Below are 17,182 nucleotides of genomic sequence, written 5' to 3'. Positions count from 1 at the left end.
CTCTTAAACAAACATTTTATTATATTTCATTGTCCGGGTATGTATCTCTCAAAAACTTGACAGATTGATTAATCAATTCTTTCAATACATTAATATTGATATCTGCCACTTTATTGATGTACACACACGCTTTTCCGGAAGTGTGTTTTCCAAATGCCTGTAATAATTCTTCTCTTTTTTTATCCCCTGGAGCAAAGTATAAACTGATTTTTGCTTTTCGAGGTGAAAAGCCTACCAGGGGGGCATCGCCTTCGTGACCTGATTCATATTTATAATGATAGGTTCCGAACCCAATTATGCTCGGTCCCCACATCTTTGCCTCATAACCTGTCGTTTCGGTAAAAACATTCAACAATTCATAGGCATCTTCACGTTTTTTCGGATTATCGACGTTTTCGATGAACTCAATGACACTACTGTCCGTCTCTTTGGTTTTTTGTTTATACATGACCGGAACCTCCCTTATATTAAAAGGCAGAAAAAATTCATAAGATATCGCTTGCTCAGCATCTTAGTACCCTGTTCAATCGTGTTTTAAAGGTTGTTATGTATGTAGGCAGCCTTCATCAGCGATGTATCAATGATTGACGAACGAGCTCCTTTACTATTTCTCTAAGCTTCATGGCAAATCCTTCATTATACCCTTATATATTATAGAACATTGATTCGTTTTATTCTATTTTAAGAGCAGAGTTTATTAAGTAAATCTTTCACGCTTTAAAAATCATTACTTTACCATAATAATCTCTACGATCAGAAATTATTATTCTGATCGTAGATTTTTTCATTAAAAGGCAAAATGCAGTTTTACTAGATCTATTGCCGCCTGATCTTTTCTATTTCATCAGCTATGAATTGTACCTGTGTCCCTACGATGACTTGAATGCTTTGGGGACCCACAATATTGATTCCGGCAACCCCTGCTGATTTGATTTTATTCTGATCGACAGCTCCCATATTTTCCACTTCCACCCTTAAACGGGTAACACAGTTATCTACAGATGTTACGTTAGCGTCTCCGCCTAATCCCTCATAAATAGCGGAAGCCATTCCAAAGAATTTGCTCTCATTATTCCCGCCTTGACCGCTGTCTGCTCCCGCAATCGCTCCTCCGCCATCAAGCTCATCTTCTGTATTATCTTCTCTGCCGGGAGTCATTAAATTGAACCTAGTTATCAAGAATCGGAATAAGAAATAGTAGATGACTGCAAAAGCCAGTCCTTGAAGAAGCAGCATATAAGGTTCATTTGCCATTGGCAATCTTGAGCTTAAAACAAAGTCAATGAATCCTGCACTAAAACCGAACCCTGCTGTCCATTGGAAAGTCGCAGCAATAGCCAACGATATTCCTGTTAATAAGGCATGCACAACGAATAGGGCTGGTGCAACAAACATGAAAGCAAATTCCAAAGGTTCAGTAACGCCTGTGAAAAATGAAGCGAAGCCGGCTGCGAGCATTAATGAGGCCACTTGTTTTTTCTTCCGTGATTTTGCCGTATGGTACATGGCAAGAGCTGCTGCCGGCAAACCGAACATCATCACGGGAAAGAATCCGGCTTGATACATGCCTGTGGTTCCTTTTATTCCTGTTCCAGCCCAGAATTTACCGATATCGTTAAGTCCTATTACATCGAACCAGAATACGGAGTTTAACGCATGATGTAAACCTGTTGGTATCAAAAGCCGATTAAAGAATCCATAGAGTCCTGCTCCAGCAGCACCTAATTCACTTATTCCTTCCCCGAATATAACTAACCAGGAGTAGATGAGTGGCCATACGAAGAATAATATAAGGGAAACCAGTAACATGATAACCGCAGTAAGGATCGGGACTAGGCGTTTACCGCTAAAGAAGGCGAGTGCATCAGGCAGCTCGACCTTACTGAACCGATTATACATAGCTGCCGCTATAAGGCCCGAAAGGATTCCGACAAATGCATTCTCTATTTTCACAAATGCTGGATTTACATCTTTTGCCTCAATTCCTTGCAGCATCGCCACCGAGTCCGTGGAAAGCAATGTCGTTACGACTAGATAGGCTACGAGCCCGCTCAAAGCGGCAGCTCCATCTTTTCCTTTCGACATCCCCAACGCCACTCCAACGGCAAACAAGATAGCCATATTGTCAATGATCGAAGAACCTGCTTTGATTAAGAAAGCTGCTAACGGACTTCCCGCTCCCCATCCTGCTGGATCTATCCAGTAACCGATCCCCATTAAAATGGCGGCTGCCGGCAATACGGCTACTGGCAGCATCAAGGAACGCCCAATTTTTTGAAGATATTTTTTCATTCCGCTTTCCTCCTGACAATTACTGATTTAGGGCAAACCCCATATTCTATTAGACAACGGTTCCTTCCATTTTAGAACTTCATTTCATTTATTAATTTGACTATATTCAGGAATAAAGTCTTAGCGATTTACTCCTCCTTCGAAAGCCCATAAAAAAAGAAAAGTCCAACCCGGACTTTTCTTTTTTCAGTTATTTATAGAGCAAGTAATTTTTGCGAACCTTTTTAAAGGCATCCTGCTTTACTTGATATTCTTTCAAGATTTCATTTACTGTTGAACCTTCTTTAATTCTAGACATTATCCAGCCATTTCCAATCAATAAATTGAAATTGTTGGCTGCAAGGAATTTGAAATCACCGGGATATAGATCCTGAATGGTCTTGATGATGTGAAGTCCAGTTGGGACAGCCTTGAACGCTTCTCTATCCGTTATATAAATTTCCACTCCGTGGCTAAGTTTACCTGCATGTTTTGAAAATGTAGGTGTAAAGGACGCTGCCCTGAATTTCACACCGGGTAACCTTAATGCATTTAATTTCCCGGCAAGCTCATCACTGTTTATATAAGGAGCACCTATCAACTCGAATGGTTTGGTCGTCCCTCTGCCTTCCGAGACATTCGTTCCCTCGATCAAGCCTGTAGCCGGATATACGAAAGTAGTGGAAACTGTCGGCATATTCGGTGACGGCAAGACAAAAGGGAGACCAGTATCGTCATAATCCATATCTCGCTTCCAGCCTTTCATCTTGATGACCTTGAGATCTGCTCCAATTTTAAATTCCTTATTGAACAAAGTCGCGAGTTCCCCAACCGTCATCCCATGCTTAAGCGAGATTGGATACAACCCAACAAACGATGAGAATTCAGGTTCAAGGACCGGCCCATCTACCGACTCCCCGCCTTGTGGGTTCGGCCGGTCCAGCACGATAAAGGGGATATCATTTTCTCTGGCTGCTTCCATTGCATAAGCCATCGTGTAGATATAAGTGTAATAGCGTGTTCCGACATCCTGGATATCAAAAACAAGGACCTCAACATCCTTTAACATTTCAGGCGTCGGTTTTTTCGTTTTGCCATATAAACTATAAACGGGCAATCCTGTTTTTTCATCAATATAATATTCAACGCTTGCACCAGCTTGCGCATCTCCACGCACTCCATGTTCAGGACCAAATAAAGCCGTTAAATTAATATCCGGATCATCATGAAGGAGATCGACGATGCTGGTTAATTTAGAGTCGATGCCAGTTGGATTCGTAATCAAGCCGACTTTCTTTCCGCTTAAAACGTTCTTTTCTTCTTTTAAAAGAACTTCAATACCAGGACTGACCTTTTGTTTTTTCTTCTCTTTAACAGCTGTTACACTTTTTGAGGAAACGATGCCGAAAGAAAGCATGCAAATGGCAAATAGGATTATCATTCTTTTCAAATTGCTTCTCTCCTTATTTTTTAATGGGTCTTCCAGATTTAATATCTAATCCATATCCATATTTATAAAGGCTTTCAGAGGGGTTAGTTACTGAAGGTATAGCGACCGGCAACGTGCCTTTAGGTCTTGATTCTCCAAAAATGGTCGAGATGCCTGCCGGGATATTTGGCTGTCTATAACGCCCATTCGAATACCCTTTAAACCCGTAAACAGCTAGAACCGCTTTCGCTTCTTCAAAGTTTGCAACATCATAAGGGTTTCTTAAGCTCATTAAAACAAATTCTTTATCTTTTTTCTTTGCATGATTCATGACCGCTCTAGGGAAGGCTGTTGCCCACTTCGACGAATCTTGAATGCTATCATCTATCACTCCATCATTGACAGCCGGATCGTTTTTGACAATATAGGAACCAGTTATGACAAAGTCCGATTCATCAATGAGTCTGGCCACTTGATCTGTAAATGACTTTCCTGAAAAACTCATACCCGTTATTTGGACTTTCTTTATTTTCTTTTTATCAGCTAATTCGCTGATGCTCCTAGACATGGATTCGACTTGGTCATCAAAAGGAGCAAGAATTAAAACTTTATCATTTTTCTTAGGTTTGAAAGGCAATGTTTTGTGTTCATTTTTCAAAAGAGTGATGGCATCTTCCGCCATTTTCCTTTCTTTTTTCAAATGATCTTCGTTACCGACCACTTGAAGCGCGGTTTCGATTTTTTTATCTATCGGTGTATCATCCGGGTTTAATATCCCTCTTTTCACTTTTAGTTCAAGTATCCTTGTTACAGATTGATTGACTTGATTTAGAGGAATTTCCCCTCTTGCCACTGCCGCCTTCACTGCATTGAATACAGAGGTTATATTCTTTTCCATTTGAAGCGAATTAACCTGTGCCGGCATCAAAGCAATATCAACACCAGATTTCAGGGCAAGGACCACAGCTTCTTCCTGTCCGAAGTTGTCCGCGATGGCTTTCATATTCAAAGCATCTGTAACCACAACACCGTCAAATCCCATTTCTTCACGTAATAGACCCGTGATGACCTTTTGTGACAGCGTTGCAGGAACCATAATTTCTTGACCGTCTTTTTTACTGATATAGGTAGTGTCATCGAATGCAGGAAATTGAACATGTGCAGTCATCATCATATCAACTCCAGCATCGATGGCTCTTTGGAAAGGAAGCAGCTCGATGGAGCGCAAACGCTCTTTATCATGAGAAACAAGGGGAAGACCATAATGACTGTCGACTGCTGTATCTCCATGGCCAGGGAAATGCTTGGTCGTCGCTATCATGTTCTGATTTTGCAATCCTTTTATCATCTGAATGCCCAGCTTTGATACAAGTTCCGGATCGGAACTGAAGGAACGAACGCCAATAACAGGATTTCCGGGATTATTATTGACATCGACAGACGGTCCGAAATTGACATTTATGCCAAGTGACGACAGTTCCTTGCCAATAATTTCTCCAGTTTGATAAGCGTAACTCTCTTTTCTGGCTGCACCAAGTGCCATATTACCAGGAAGGTTCGTTCCAGTTTGAAGGCGAGTTACGATTCCTCCTTCCTGATCAATCGTTATGAACAGCGGAAGGTCCGGGCTTGCCATCTGCAAACCATCAGTGAGCCGCACCGTTTGTTCGGTATCGACTACATTCTCAGCAAACAGAATCACACCGCCCAGATGATATTTTTTGATGATGCTTGCAACTTCCGAGTTCATTTCAATAAACCCGGTTGCCTTTGTTTCTCCTTGTTTTTGCCAATTGCGAAAATCCGGCATGAGCATTTGACCGACTTTTTCATCGATTGTCATGTTTTCTACGATTTCCTGAATATCAGATACCGTTTTTTCATTTTCGTATCCCTTTGCTGCCGCATTCCCTCCCATAATGGATAAAACCAAACATAATGCGATTCCAGCTGGGGCACATATCCTTTTTATCATTCAGGCTTCCTCCCTTGTATTCTTTTTAGTTCTGTTAGCAACAATTCCAAACCACTGCCGTGAAGGGATAAAAAATGAATGGAAATGAACTATATAGATCCTATAAAGAAATCAAGGCAGCATCGGGAATCCCAGCAGCCGCCTCTTTAAAAAGCCTTCATGAAATGTATCCAATTATCCCTGGATTCTTTGAGTCCAATTGTTTACTCAATTATAAGTTTTATTGTTTGACCAGGCTTTAGAAGGGACAGCAAGGGAATATCTTCTTCTATAACTCTTCCTATAACGTTGACTCGGTGGTCTGCCCCTAGGTCTCTTTTGCAAATTTGAACCTCTCCCCGATACCTTCCATAAGCATCATTGTCCATCGTTATGGATCCAAGGCTTCGTGCAGCTGTATTACTCGGCTCAACATTTGCGGTGACCCGGGTATTCTGAAGCCGGAAAACATCTTGAGATACATCTGGCCTCAATTTATACTGACCGCTTTGCAAAAGTCGGGATTCCACTCTAACAGTTAGAATGTTCAGATTTTTATATGCGGTTAGATTCTCAAGCAAATTACCCTCCGTTCCTTGATCTCCTAGGTAAACTCCTTCCACATGCTGGATCAGCTCAATTCCGGCGGCGTAAGGATTCATCAACCTGTGTTTTTCAAGCGTTGGAAGACCCTCATGAAGAGGACCGCGTTTACTTCCTGCACCCGGGATGAAAGCAAAGATCGGTATGCCGTATTTCTTGAACATTCCATTTTGTTCATGAAAGAACTCTTCTTCAAGGCCAGTTTCAGGCCTTGGATAAAAGTTGTGCCAAGCTATCAGACTTTCCGGTTCCACTCCGCCCCCAAGCACGGCTAAAAGTTCCTCTTCATTCAACGTACTTGCATTTAGTGAGAGTGAAAACACCTTAGATAAAGATATGACCGTTTCTTTATCGAACCCATCATCAAGGCGAATCCCTTTAATACCTAATGGACATAAATCCGTAAATTTGTTAATCCCCAAATGAATAAGCGTATTTAATGAGACATCTGCATGGATTTCCATTCCATAGTCCTCTGCAAGCTTTAAAAGCCTGATCATCCTCTTCACGAGGTCTCCCTTTTCTTCAGGAATATGGAGCGAGGTAAATGCTCTCTTCACTCCTAGGTTAGCAGCATGTATAATTTGTGTTTCTGCATGCGGGTCCTGTAGATAAAAAGAAATTCCGATCACTTAAATTCAACCGCCATTTCATCTTTAAATCCGAACAGATACGTAAAAATAAACCCTGCTATATAGGAAATGAACAACCCAGCAAGGAACAGGGCGATTTGGTTTGGATGAACTAGAAAGGTAAGCGGCAGTCCGGACACACCGATGGAAGACGTGGCGATCCCGAATTGAGCTTGGAATGCTCCGCCTACTCCTGCACCTAAACATGCAGTTAAGAAGGGCCGGCCCAATGGCAGGGTCACTCCAAATATAAGGGGTTCACCAATACCTAGCATTCCTGAAGGAAGGCCTCCTCCGATAGCTCTCTTCAAACTTGCTTTCTTCGTTTTCATATAGATGGCAAATGCCGCTCCCACTTGGCCCGCGCCACCCATCGCCAAAATGGGAAGCAGTGGATCATCACCAATCGAATTTATCAATTCTAGATGGACAGGCGTTAAACCTTGATGTAAACCAGTAATGACGAGTGGGAGGAAGGCCGCCCCAAGCACGAATCCAGCTACAACACCACCGAAATCCAATACATTCAATAACCCATTCGTAATGGCATCCGATAAAAACCCTCCTACCGGCATAAATACAATGTAAGTGACAATCCCGGTAATGAGTAAAGCGATGGTTGGCGTCAAAATGATATCCAGTGATTGAGGAATGAATTTCCTGACCTGTTTTTCCACCAAGGCTATGAAAATAGCTGCAAAGAGTACTCCTATCAATCCACCGCGGCCAGGGAGCAAATTTTCACCGAACAATGAAATGTCGCCGACGGCCGGGTTTATGACCAAGATACCAGCAAGGGCACCAAGTGCAGGTGATCCGCCGTATTCTTTTGCAGCATTGGTCCCAACCAAAATCCCCAAGTAGGCAAACAGACCGGATCCGATAACGGTTAAAATGATGGCTAATTGTGATTCTGCTGCAAGCCAGCCCGCTTGAACGATTGCCTTTGTAATACCGGTAATCAAACCAGATGCCACTAAGGCGGGAATTAAAGGGATGAAAATACTTGCAATCCTGCGTAAAAAAAGTTTAAACGGTTTTGCGTTTTTCCTATCAATCTCTGATTTATTCTTCGAGGCTACTTCTTTTAAGTTCAAATTTCCCGAAGCTTCCTCCAGAAGCTTTTCAAATTCTGTATGAACCTTGTTCACCACGCCTGGCCCGAGGACGATTTGTATCGTTTCCTCTTCAATGACGCCAAAAACGCCTTCCGTATTTTTTATATCTTCCATTTTTACTTTCGATCGATCGATTGGCAATACCCTCAGTCTGGTCATACAATGTGCAGCATCGGCAACATTAGATGCCCCACCTAATTTCCCCAATAACTCTTCTGCTAAACTGGCGTACTTATCCCCCTTACCCATTCATAATCCCCCTTTGTCAAATCTCGCATTAATCATTTATATCGATCTGTCATCGATTTAATGGCAGTCCTGGTATTATCAATATATTGGACAGTTTCTTCATATTGCTCTGAGGCCATCCCCAAAAACAAAATGTCAATCATATATAATTGCGCCAATCGTGAGGATGTTGCTGCACTTCGAAATGGTGCTTCATTCGAATAGGATGTAAACAAAGTGGCATCACACAAAGAGGATACCGTTGTTTGGCCATAATGAGTCAGCCCGATTGTCTTGACCCCACGTTCCTTTGCCAGCTTCAATATATTGACAACTTCAGGTGTTTCCCCAGAGAATGAAATGGCAAAAACGATGTCATTCTCATCAGCATTTGCAATCAGGGTTGCAACTAAATGCATATCTGTAAAAGCCGTTGCTCCTTTATTGATGCGAAGTAATTTTTGCTGAGCATCCGCAGCAACTATATTCGAAGCACCCACACCGCAAAAGTGGACGGTTTTTGCATTCAGCATCAGCGTTATGGCATGTTTGAGATTATCATGATCGATTATTTCAGATGTGTCCCGGATGGTCTGAATCGAATTACTCGTTGTTTTTTCCACAATCCGGTACAGTGATTCGGAAGGCTCGATATCCCGGTAGCCCTGTTCAACCGTCTTCATCAAATCTCCAGCAATCCTTATTTTCAGATCTTGAAATCCTTTTATTCCAAGCGATTTACACAACCTAATAACAGCAGCCCCGCTTGTTTGGGCAGACGTACTTAATTCCTGTACAGTGCTGTTCACAACTTCATGAGGATTCTGTAGAATATATTCCGCTAGTTTTTGTTCTGATTGCGGCAGCTTGCTCAACATCGTCTGTATGATGGATAATCCTCCTGTAGCCATTGCTTCCCTCCTAATCTTCATAAATCGAGATGGCTTTTCTGACATCTCCATCCGCTTTTTCCAGTAACTCCATTACTTTTTCATAATCTGTTGCCGTTTTTATCATGACAATCGCTGGCTTAACTTGATTATTTGCCTTTTCAAGCGTATTCAAAGCTTGATCATAGTCAGCATTCGTTACTGTTTCTATGATGTTTACTGCACGGTCCTTCAGTTTTTGATTACTGACATTTACATCGACCATCAGATTTTCATAGACTTTGCCCAATCGGATCATGGTTGCCGTTGAAATCATATTGAGTACCATTTTATGTGCGGTTGCCGCTTTCATTCTCGTGGATCCTGTTAACACTTCCGGCCCGACCACCACTTCAATCCCTATATCAGCTTCTTTCGTGATGCTCGCGTTATTATTGCATGATAAAGCGACCGCTTTAGCCCCGACCTTTCTTGCATAACGTAAAGCGCCCTTCACATAAGGAGTGCGCCCGCTTGCCGCAATGCCAATAACCGTATCATTTGCTGTAAGCGCCACGTCAATCAGGTCATTTTCCCCAAACTCTTCTTTATCCTCTGCACCTTCAACAGCCCGAACGAATGCCTTTTCCCCTCCTGCGATTATTCCCAGCACCCTATCAGGCGGAGTGCTGAAAGTAGGGGGACATTCCACGGCATCCAGCACTCCGAGCCTTCCGCTCGTTCCTGCTCCGATGTATATGAGTCTCCCTCCTTTTTTTAACGATTCGCAAGCCCATTCAACTGCCGTTTCTATCTCTGGCAATACCGCCTGAACTGCTGCTGCCACTTTAAAATCTTCTTTATTGATTGCAGAAATGATGTCCATTGTATTGACACTGTCGATATTCATCGTCTTTTCGTTCCGTAATTCAGTCGTTAATGAACGCAAATGTTCTTCCATAGACAATTAAATCCTCCTATAAACAATCACTTAAATATAATTTCATTTTTTAATAAAAAATAATGAAATTATATTTCATATTATATTCAATGATAGCGTTTTCATTACTCGGAGACAAGATATTTTTGTAAAATTTGTTAACCGGCAATCTCCGTTCTTCAAAACCCCGATGCTGGCGGACTTGCATCTATCCCTTTCAGAGTGGCTTAATTTACCCATAGGAGCCTACTATTTTTAGTGTGGATTTTTTCAACAAAAAAACGTGTACCGTCACCTTATTAGGAACGATACACGCAATTTTGCAAAATGCTAAACTAGTATACTACGCCAGACCCGGTACACCTGCACTCCTTTACCCAGTTAACGGATAGGGACCACTTTCCCGTTTTCTACTGCACCGACGACAATAGTTGATGCAAATCCTCCATTTTCATCAATCGAGGGAATATCGTATATTTTTTGATCTGGCCCTATATTTGAAAGTCCGTCTTGCATATGTTTACGGATGGCCTTGGCATCATCAACGCTGCCTGCAGATTTCATGGCTTCCACAAACGCATACATGGCAATATAATTCAATCCTACTTCGGAGCTTGGATCTTCCTTATAATTCTTTTGATATTTCTCGACGAATGCAGGCACTGCTTCTTCATCTGAGTCCATCAATGGCAGAACGCCAATCGAGCCTTCCAATGTTTCATATGAACCTGCAATCGGCTTCATTTGATCCAGCTTTGCTTGATCCATGATGATGAAACCGCCTTTAAATCCCAGCTCCCGAGCTTGCTTCGCCACTTTTGCCGTAGGTTCCGAAGCTCCACCGATGAATAGCACATCAGGATCTTTTTTTAAGGCATTTGTGACAATCGTAAAGAAATCGGTTTCTTTGGCGAAATCAATCGAAGAATTATAAACGACTTTTCCGCCTTGCTTTTCCCAATGTGGGAGCACGGCTTCCGTCCAGTCTTTACCGTATTGCGAAGATGTTGGCAAAGCGGCAATTTTCTTGCCGAAATTTTCCATCGCATATGTTGTAAAAGGCTCGATATACCCCTCGTAATTCGGTGGAATTCGAACAGTTAATGAATTTCCGCTCTCGGTCACTGCCGGTTCACTCGTATATGCACTAATGATGAATTCCTCTTGTTCATTAAAAACCTGAAGTGCCAGCACGCCTCCGCTGTGAGGCGTGAAAATGATCGGCGTATCATATTCCTGAATTAAACGTTTAGCATTCGACCCGGTTTCATTAGGTAAGTATTTATCGTCCAACGATACTAAGTTCAACGTGTATTTCTTACCATCTACTTCAAAACCACCAGCATCATTAATTTCATTGACGGCCATTTCGACACCATTCAATGTCCGTTTCCCATATAACGCTGCTGCCCCGCTTAAAGGACCGCTAAAACCGATGTTTACGACATTGTCATTTTTTCCTTTACTGCCACTGCTAGACACAGGGCTATCCCCTTTATTGCACCCGGTCAAAACAGTGATGGTAAGCAGGAGAAAGACAAATAATACTTTCAGTTTTTTCATAAAAATCCCCCATTCAATTTATTCAGGCCCCAATATACGCTTTCCTTACTTCATCATTGGCTAATAACTCACTTGCTGTCCCTTGAACGACAATTTCCCCATTTTCAAAAACATATCCTTTATCTGCAATGCTTAGGGCAGCATTCGCGTTTTGTTCAGCAAGCAGGATTGTGATTCCTTCGCGGTTTATTTCTTCAATGACTTGAAACATTTGTTCGACAATGAGTGGAGCGAGTCCCACCGAAGGCTCATCAAGCATCAACAATTTCGGTTTTGACATCAAAGCCCTTCCAATTGCGAGCATTTGCTGTTGGCCGCCGCTCAGGCTTCCCGCTTCATCTTGATGCTTTTCTTTTAAAATCGGGAATAAGTGATAGACGTATTCCAAGGAATCCTTGATCTCCGCTTTTTTCTTTCGATGCACATAGGCACCCATCCGCAGATTTTCCTGAACGGTCATCTGTGGAAACAGTTTACGTCCTTCGGCACACTGAACGATCCCCTCCCGGACATTCTTATCCGGGGCACGGCCCCCTATCGGCATGCCCAGAAAATGGATTTCCCCCTTGGAAAGCTTACTGATTCCGCTTATGGAACGAAAAGTCGTGCTTTTTCCTGCCCCATTAGCTCCTAGCAAAACAACGATTTCTCCCTCGGCAACTTCGATATTCACATGGTTTATCGCAGTGAAACTTCCATAATTCACGGCGACATCTGTTAACTTAAGCACTGGCACTCCCTCCCAAATAGGCTTTAATGACCGCTTCATTTCCGCGGATTTCCTTAGGTGTGCCCTCGGCAATTTTTTCTCCGTAATTAAGGACCATGATGTGGTCTGCCAAGTTCATGATCATATGCATTTTGTGCTCGATTAAACAAACGGTCAGTCCCGATCGATTCAATTTTTTAATCAGTTCTGTCAAACCTTCCGTTTCATCCGGGTTGATTCCCGCAGCAGGTTCATCAAGAAAGATGATTTCCGGTTCTGTCGCTAGGGCTAGGGCAATGGCTGTCCGTTTCTTTTCCTCCTGCGAGATGCTCGAGACCATTCTGTCAGCCGATTCCGTTAATCCGACAATATCAAGCACCTCCATAGCCTTATCCCTGCAAGCCGCTTCCTCCCGTTTTAAACGTTTTGTTCTTAGAATGGCATCCACCAAATTGGATTTTGTTCGCAGTCTATGACCGACAATGACATTATCCAACACGGTCGATTGATCGAAAAGGCTTGTCGTTTGAAAGGTTCTTGAAATTCCGAGCCCCGCAATTTCATTGGCAGGAAGTTTGGTGATATCAATCCCTTTAAAAAGGACCATCCCGGAAGTTGGTCGATGAAAGCCACTGATCAAGTTAAAAAAAGTGGATTTCCCTGCACCATTTGGCCCGATTATTGCATTGATTCTACCTTTTTCAATTGAAAAATCCACATTATTGACGGCCGCCAATCCTCCGAAACGCTTTGTCAAATTCTTAGTTTCGATTAGCAAATTCATCCCTCCTCAGCTTTTATGTGCAATTCGCCCCTAACCCCGGACAGCGCATTATCTTTTCGCTTTCTTTGCCAATCAAAGAAGGCACCTGCTATTCCGCGCGGATAAAAGATAATGATCACCGTAAGTAATGGTCCGAATATCAACATTCGATATTCTTGAAGGAATTGCAGATTCTGCGACAGAATTACTAATAATAATGTTCCTACCAATGGACCTGAAAGTGTCCCGATTCCACCAACCAATAAATACATCAATAGATCGAACATGATGGCAGTTGATCCGATATCAGGTCCAATGAAACGAATGAATGAAGCATACAAGGCACCTGCCAAACCTGCGAAGAATGTGGATAGGACAAATGCGGTTAACTTATTCTTCATTGTGGATATACCAATCGTTTGTGCAAGGTCCTCGCTGTTCCTGATGGCTATATACGTTCTGCCGGTCAACGAGCGAATAATTCGATACACGATTAAAATCACTGCAAGCAGGAAAATGAGAACGAGATAATATTGGGATGCTGCAGTATCAAATGTGACCGGCCCTATATTTCCAGGAGCAGGGATCCCGATTAATCCCCTAACCCCCTCTGTAAGTCCCTCCCATTTATCGATCACCAGATATATGATGTAACCCACACATAGGGTATAAATCGCGAAAAAGTGTTCCTTTGTCCTCAGCGCAATCAAACCGATTAAAAACCCAATGGCACATGTGATTAAACATGCACATATTAGTGCCAGCCAAAAGTTCATTCCCGCTTTTACTGTGAGCAGGCCAAGAGAATATGCTCCAATAGCAAAAAATCCAGCATGTGCAAGCGAGAGATATCCAGTATAGCCTGATAATAAATTGATTCCATAAACAGCTATCGCCCAGATGAACGAAAGTGTCAGCATATGGAGATAATAATCGTTTTGCGCGATATAGGGGAATGAAAAAGCAAAGACGATAAGAGCGATAATCCCATTTCTTTTCGTTAATATCTTCACACTACCTCTCCCCCTTTGCAAAAAGACCTGTTGGTTTCACCGTTAATATGATGACTAAAAGTATGAATGCAATGATGTCTTTATAATCATTTGAAATATAAGTTGCACCTAGGCTCTCACTGAAACCTAGGATATATCCACCTACGATCGCCCCCGGGATGCTGCCCATCCCACCCAATATGATAATGACGAAGGCTTTTAGGATGACTAAATGCCCCATGCCGGGAAAAACAAGATTAATCGGTGATGCAAGGGATGAAGCGATGGCTGCTAATCCCCCCGATATCATGAAGGTAAGCATCGCGACTTTATTAATGTTGATTCCTACTAATGACGCCCCTTCACGGCTTTGGGACATTGCAATTATCGTCGAACCGGCATAAGTTTTCTTTAGGAAAAGGTAAAGTAAAACCATCACTGCGATAGCTGACACGATGATCAATAATCGCTGAAGTGTGAACGTCAGTCCCAGGATATTGACGACTTGACCATATGGAGAAGTCATAGTATGGAAGTCGGCACCCCAGACAAATTGGGCAAAAGCTTCAAGAAAAAGGAGAATCCCGATTGCTGCAATCTTATCGTGCAACGGAGGTGCCTCCCTTAACAGGCGGAACACGAAACGTTCCAAAAGGACTCCCAACAAACCAACAACGATAATGGATACGAACATGGCAATCCAGTAATTGACCCCATATAATGTCATCATTGACAACGTGATATATCCTCCCAACATATATAGGGCACCGTGTGCAAAATTCGGAATATGCAAAATTCCATATACTAGCGTCAATCCCAGTGCAACAAGACTATATACGCTGCCAATCGTCAAACCATTAAAAAGCTGCTGGATCAAAATCTCCATTTACTTCCTCCTTGAAAATTAATGAATTTCACTTTGCTGTTCATTCCCTGGCTCACATCCTGTCCATATTTTGAAAGCACACCTCTGCGATGAAAAACACTTTCAATTTTTTCCTCACAGGCTCAAACTCCCGGGGTGGAACAGTAAGTTTTATTTCCCTACATTCTCCGCCTACAGATATAGCTTAGGTGTAGCGAAAAAAACACTCGATTGGTTGTTAGCGCTTTCATTTATAATAACAACTTATTAAATACATGCACCTTACGTTTTTTCCTCATTCTATCTGGATTCTAGGCGGTACGATTGTGTAGACAAGCATATGCTGTTTTTAGGGATAGCAAATGATCCATCTTCTCTTTAATAACGGTTTACCTATACCTATGGTAAACGTCTGATTCTTTCACCCCTTCCACACCACTAAAGGACCATTACGTAGATTAATTTCCTGTATGTAGATTATTTCCTGTATATAAATGCAAGTGCCGTGCCAACATTAACTCACCGACAATAAGGCTATTCATCATTAAGTGAATTCATTATTGAATTGTAAAAATCAAAAGTAACGATTCCATAAGGGATGTCCGTCATTCACTATTGACTGAAAAAATCATTTTTGAATCAATAAAGAATTAAATGAAGACATAAAATGAAAAGGATTCAAAAATCCCCTTCATAACTACAATGTTTTCATGCAATAGCAGTTAATCATGTACAAAAAAACAACTTTACAACCCATAATATCTTAAAAATTCTTTAAAGATTAGGTAACTCTATCTGTACTGTTTGTAAAGAAGGCTACCTACCAAGATGAGGTGATTTAATCATAAAAAAGTATTACTTCGTTCTTTAGTAATGGGCTCTATATCTCTTAAGAGAATAACTCAAACCCTAGAAACACTGATATATCAGTTTTCTTTCTCTCCTGATTAGTAGAAGAATGTAAAATAACCTATCTACTGGGAGAGGGAGGTTTCAACACTTCCGTTATAAAATAAGTTTGTGGGCTGACGCTTTTTTTTACGTCGAAAAAGGGGGTCTTTTTAAAAGTCAAAGATGGTGTGGACTCGGTTGCAAATATATCGAAATGAATTGCTTACGTACAAAAAAAGGATTATGAAAAGTGTAGGAAAGCTAAATAGGAAAATAAAAGTCAAGGAAAAAACAAAGAAAAGCCCTCGTCGAAGAGGGCTTTCATTACTTATTCAACTAGTTTTTTTTATCAACATCACCATTCATGAAATATATTAACAATATAATATTAACAAATATTATACCTGCCAAAGAAAAAATCCCTTGCAATAAATATCTAATATTATAAAAAGCTTCCGTTCTATCTTCTTTAGCCAATGGATATATTGATTCTAGCAGACTAGGAATTTGCAAACTTCCAATAATTATTATAAGCATAAAAATTATAATTATATATTTTTTTTTCATTTAAGCTTCAATCCTTTATTTATAGGTATAAACTTTTTTATAAGATACACCATAAGCTTTTTTTGCTGTGCCTGTTCCTTGTTTAGTCCAACTAAAGGAATTCCATGGCATTTTATATACATCATATAGTTTAGTTTTATATACAGGATATGCTGTGAATTTTAATGATTTAACACTTTTCCCATTTACCTTACTCGGAACTTTAAATGTACCAGAAATCGTTATAGTTGTTGTACCCGTAACACTATACCCTAGAGCCCCTGATAGTGCAGCATTACTAGCACCAAAATTCGCACTAACTGTGGTAGCTACTGATTTATTCTGGCTAATATTTAATACTACTCCTGGACCACCAATAGCAGTGGCAAGTCCGCTAGATCCTGTTGCATCAGACCCTCCCCGTACATTTTGAACTTTATACTTATTAATTATAGCACGTGCGTTAGTGCTAGGGCCATTCTCTATAACATTACTCTCTATTAATAACGACTCATCAAGAACAATTAACTCATCTATATTTGGATCACTTAGATACTCATTAATTATTGAGTTTTGTTCACTAACTGTCATGGTATCGTCTAAAGTTAATACTGTACTTTCTGTACTTATTGATTCATTGTTCTTTTGGGCATGTCCCACACTCGGTAAAATTCCTCCAACTAGCATAACCACTGATAAAAGCATGATTACAGTCATCGATAATTTCTTACACATTATGTTCCCCCTTATTTTTTATAGTACATATGCAACACAACCTTAACAAACAATGATGCATATTCCCTAAAATT

At 41.3% G+C, this 17,182-nt stretch carries 15 protein-coding genes; all 15 read right to left on the bottom strand.

The annotated features are described in order from the left end of the window. Positions 1–19: 19 nt before the first annotated feature. The 15 genes from MKX49_RS09775 to MKX49_RS09705 all read right to left on the bottom strand — a co-directional run bounded on the left by MKX49_RS09775 (position 20) and on the right by MKX49_RS09705 (position 17,108). Positions 20–448, bottom strand: a complete 429-nt coding sequence (locus MKX49_RS09775) for a DUF1801 domain-containing protein (RefSeq protein ID WP_063593369.1) — start codon at positions 446–448, stop codon at positions 20–22. A gap of 368 nt (positions 449–816) precedes the next feature. Beyond that, the gene (gene nagE, locus MKX49_RS09770; protein ID WP_340876255.1) at positions 817–2,292 is read right to left on the bottom strand and encodes an N-acetylglucosamine-specific PTS transporter subunit IIBC; all 1,476 of its coding nucleotides are present in this window, start codon (positions 2,290–2,292) and stop codon (positions 817–819) included. A gap of 190 nt (positions 2,293–2,482) precedes the next feature. After that, positions 2,483–3,688, bottom strand: a complete 1,206-nt coding sequence (locus tag MKX49_RS09765; RefSeq protein ID WP_340878512.1) for an exo-beta-N-acetylmuramidase NamZ family protein — start codon at positions 3,686–3,688, stop codon at positions 2,483–2,485. A 46-nt stretch (positions 3,689–3,734) separates the two neighbouring features. Continuing rightward, entirely contained in the window at positions 3,735–5,618 is a 1,884-nt protein-coding gene (locus MKX49_RS09760; protein WP_340878511.1) for a glycoside hydrolase family 3 protein, read from the bottom strand. A gap of 260 nt (positions 5,619–5,878) precedes the next feature. Continuing rightward, positions 5,879–6,889: a MupG family TIM beta-alpha barrel fold protein gene (locus MKX49_RS09755; protein ID WP_340876254.1), complete on the bottom strand. Its 1,011-nt coding sequence runs from the start codon at positions 6,887–6,889 to the stop codon at positions 5,879–5,881. Continuing rightward, positions 6,886–8,256 (bottom strand): PTS transporter subunit EIIC, encoded by a 1,371-nt coding sequence (locus MKX49_RS09750; protein ID WP_340876253.1) that lies wholly within the window; start codon positions 8,254–8,256, stop codon positions 6,886–6,888. The genes MKX49_RS09755 and MKX49_RS09750 overlap by 4 nt, the downstream gene beginning before the upstream one ends. A 32-nt stretch (positions 8,257–8,288) precedes the next feature. After that, positions 8,289–9,146: a MurR/RpiR family transcriptional regulator gene (locus MKX49_RS09745; protein ID WP_063593364.1), complete on the bottom strand. Its 858-nt coding sequence runs from the start codon at positions 9,144–9,146 to the stop codon at positions 8,289–8,291. Positions 9,147–9,156: 10 nt separating this feature from the next. Beyond that, positions 9,157–10,065, bottom strand: a complete 909-nt coding sequence (gene murQ / locus MKX49_RS09740; protein WP_340878510.1) for an N-acetylmuramic acid 6-phosphate etherase — start codon at positions 10,063–10,065, stop codon at positions 9,157–9,159. Positions 10,066–10,425: 360 nt separating this feature from the next. Continuing rightward, complete coding sequence (locus MKX49_RS09735) at positions 10,426–11,607, bottom strand: ABC transporter substrate-binding protein (RefSeq protein WP_340876252.1); 1,182 nt, start codon at positions 11,605–11,607, stop codon at positions 10,426–10,428. A gap of 22 nt (positions 11,608–11,629) precedes the next feature. Beyond that, on the bottom strand, positions 11,630–12,337 hold the full coding sequence (locus MKX49_RS09730) for an ABC transporter ATP-binding protein (RefSeq protein ID WP_340876251.1): 708 nt from the start codon (positions 12,335–12,337) through the stop codon (positions 11,630–11,632). Further along, complete coding sequence (locus tag MKX49_RS09725) at positions 12,330–13,100, bottom strand: ABC transporter ATP-binding protein (RefSeq protein WP_445670121.1); 771 nt, start codon at positions 13,098–13,100, stop codon at positions 12,330–12,332. Before MKX49_RS09725 ends, MKX49_RS09730 begins: the two co-directional genes overlap by 8 nt. After that, positions 13,097–14,092, bottom strand: a complete 996-nt coding sequence (locus tag MKX49_RS09720) for a branched-chain amino acid ABC transporter permease (protein WP_048678571.1) — start codon at positions 14,090–14,092, stop codon at positions 13,097–13,099. Before MKX49_RS09720 ends, MKX49_RS09725 begins: the two co-directional genes overlap by 4 nt. Before the next feature lies 1 nt (position 14,093). Next, positions 14,094–14,957 (bottom strand): branched-chain amino acid ABC transporter permease, encoded by an 864-nt coding sequence (locus MKX49_RS09715; protein WP_048678573.1) that lies wholly within the window; start codon positions 14,955–14,957, stop codon positions 14,094–14,096. A 1,206-nt stretch (positions 14,958–16,163) separates the two neighbouring features. Continuing rightward, positions 16,164–16,394 (bottom strand): hypothetical protein, encoded by a 231-nt coding sequence (locus tag MKX49_RS09710; protein WP_034312370.1) that lies wholly within the window; start codon positions 16,392–16,394, stop codon positions 16,164–16,166. 15 nt (positions 16,395–16,409) lie between these two features. Then, a complete protein-coding gene (locus MKX49_RS09705; protein WP_258833698.1) occupies positions 16,410–17,108 on the bottom strand; it encodes a hypothetical protein in 699 nt (232 codons plus the stop codon). Positions 17,109–17,182 lie beyond the last annotated feature (74 nt).

It is taken from the genome of Peribacillus sp. FSL M8-0224 (assembly GCF_038003055.1).
Taxonomy (GTDB): domain Bacteria; phylum Bacillota; class Bacilli; order Bacillales; family DSM-1321; genus Peribacillus; species Peribacillus frigoritolerans.
This window is presented reverse-complemented; position numbering and strand designations above follow the sequence as displayed.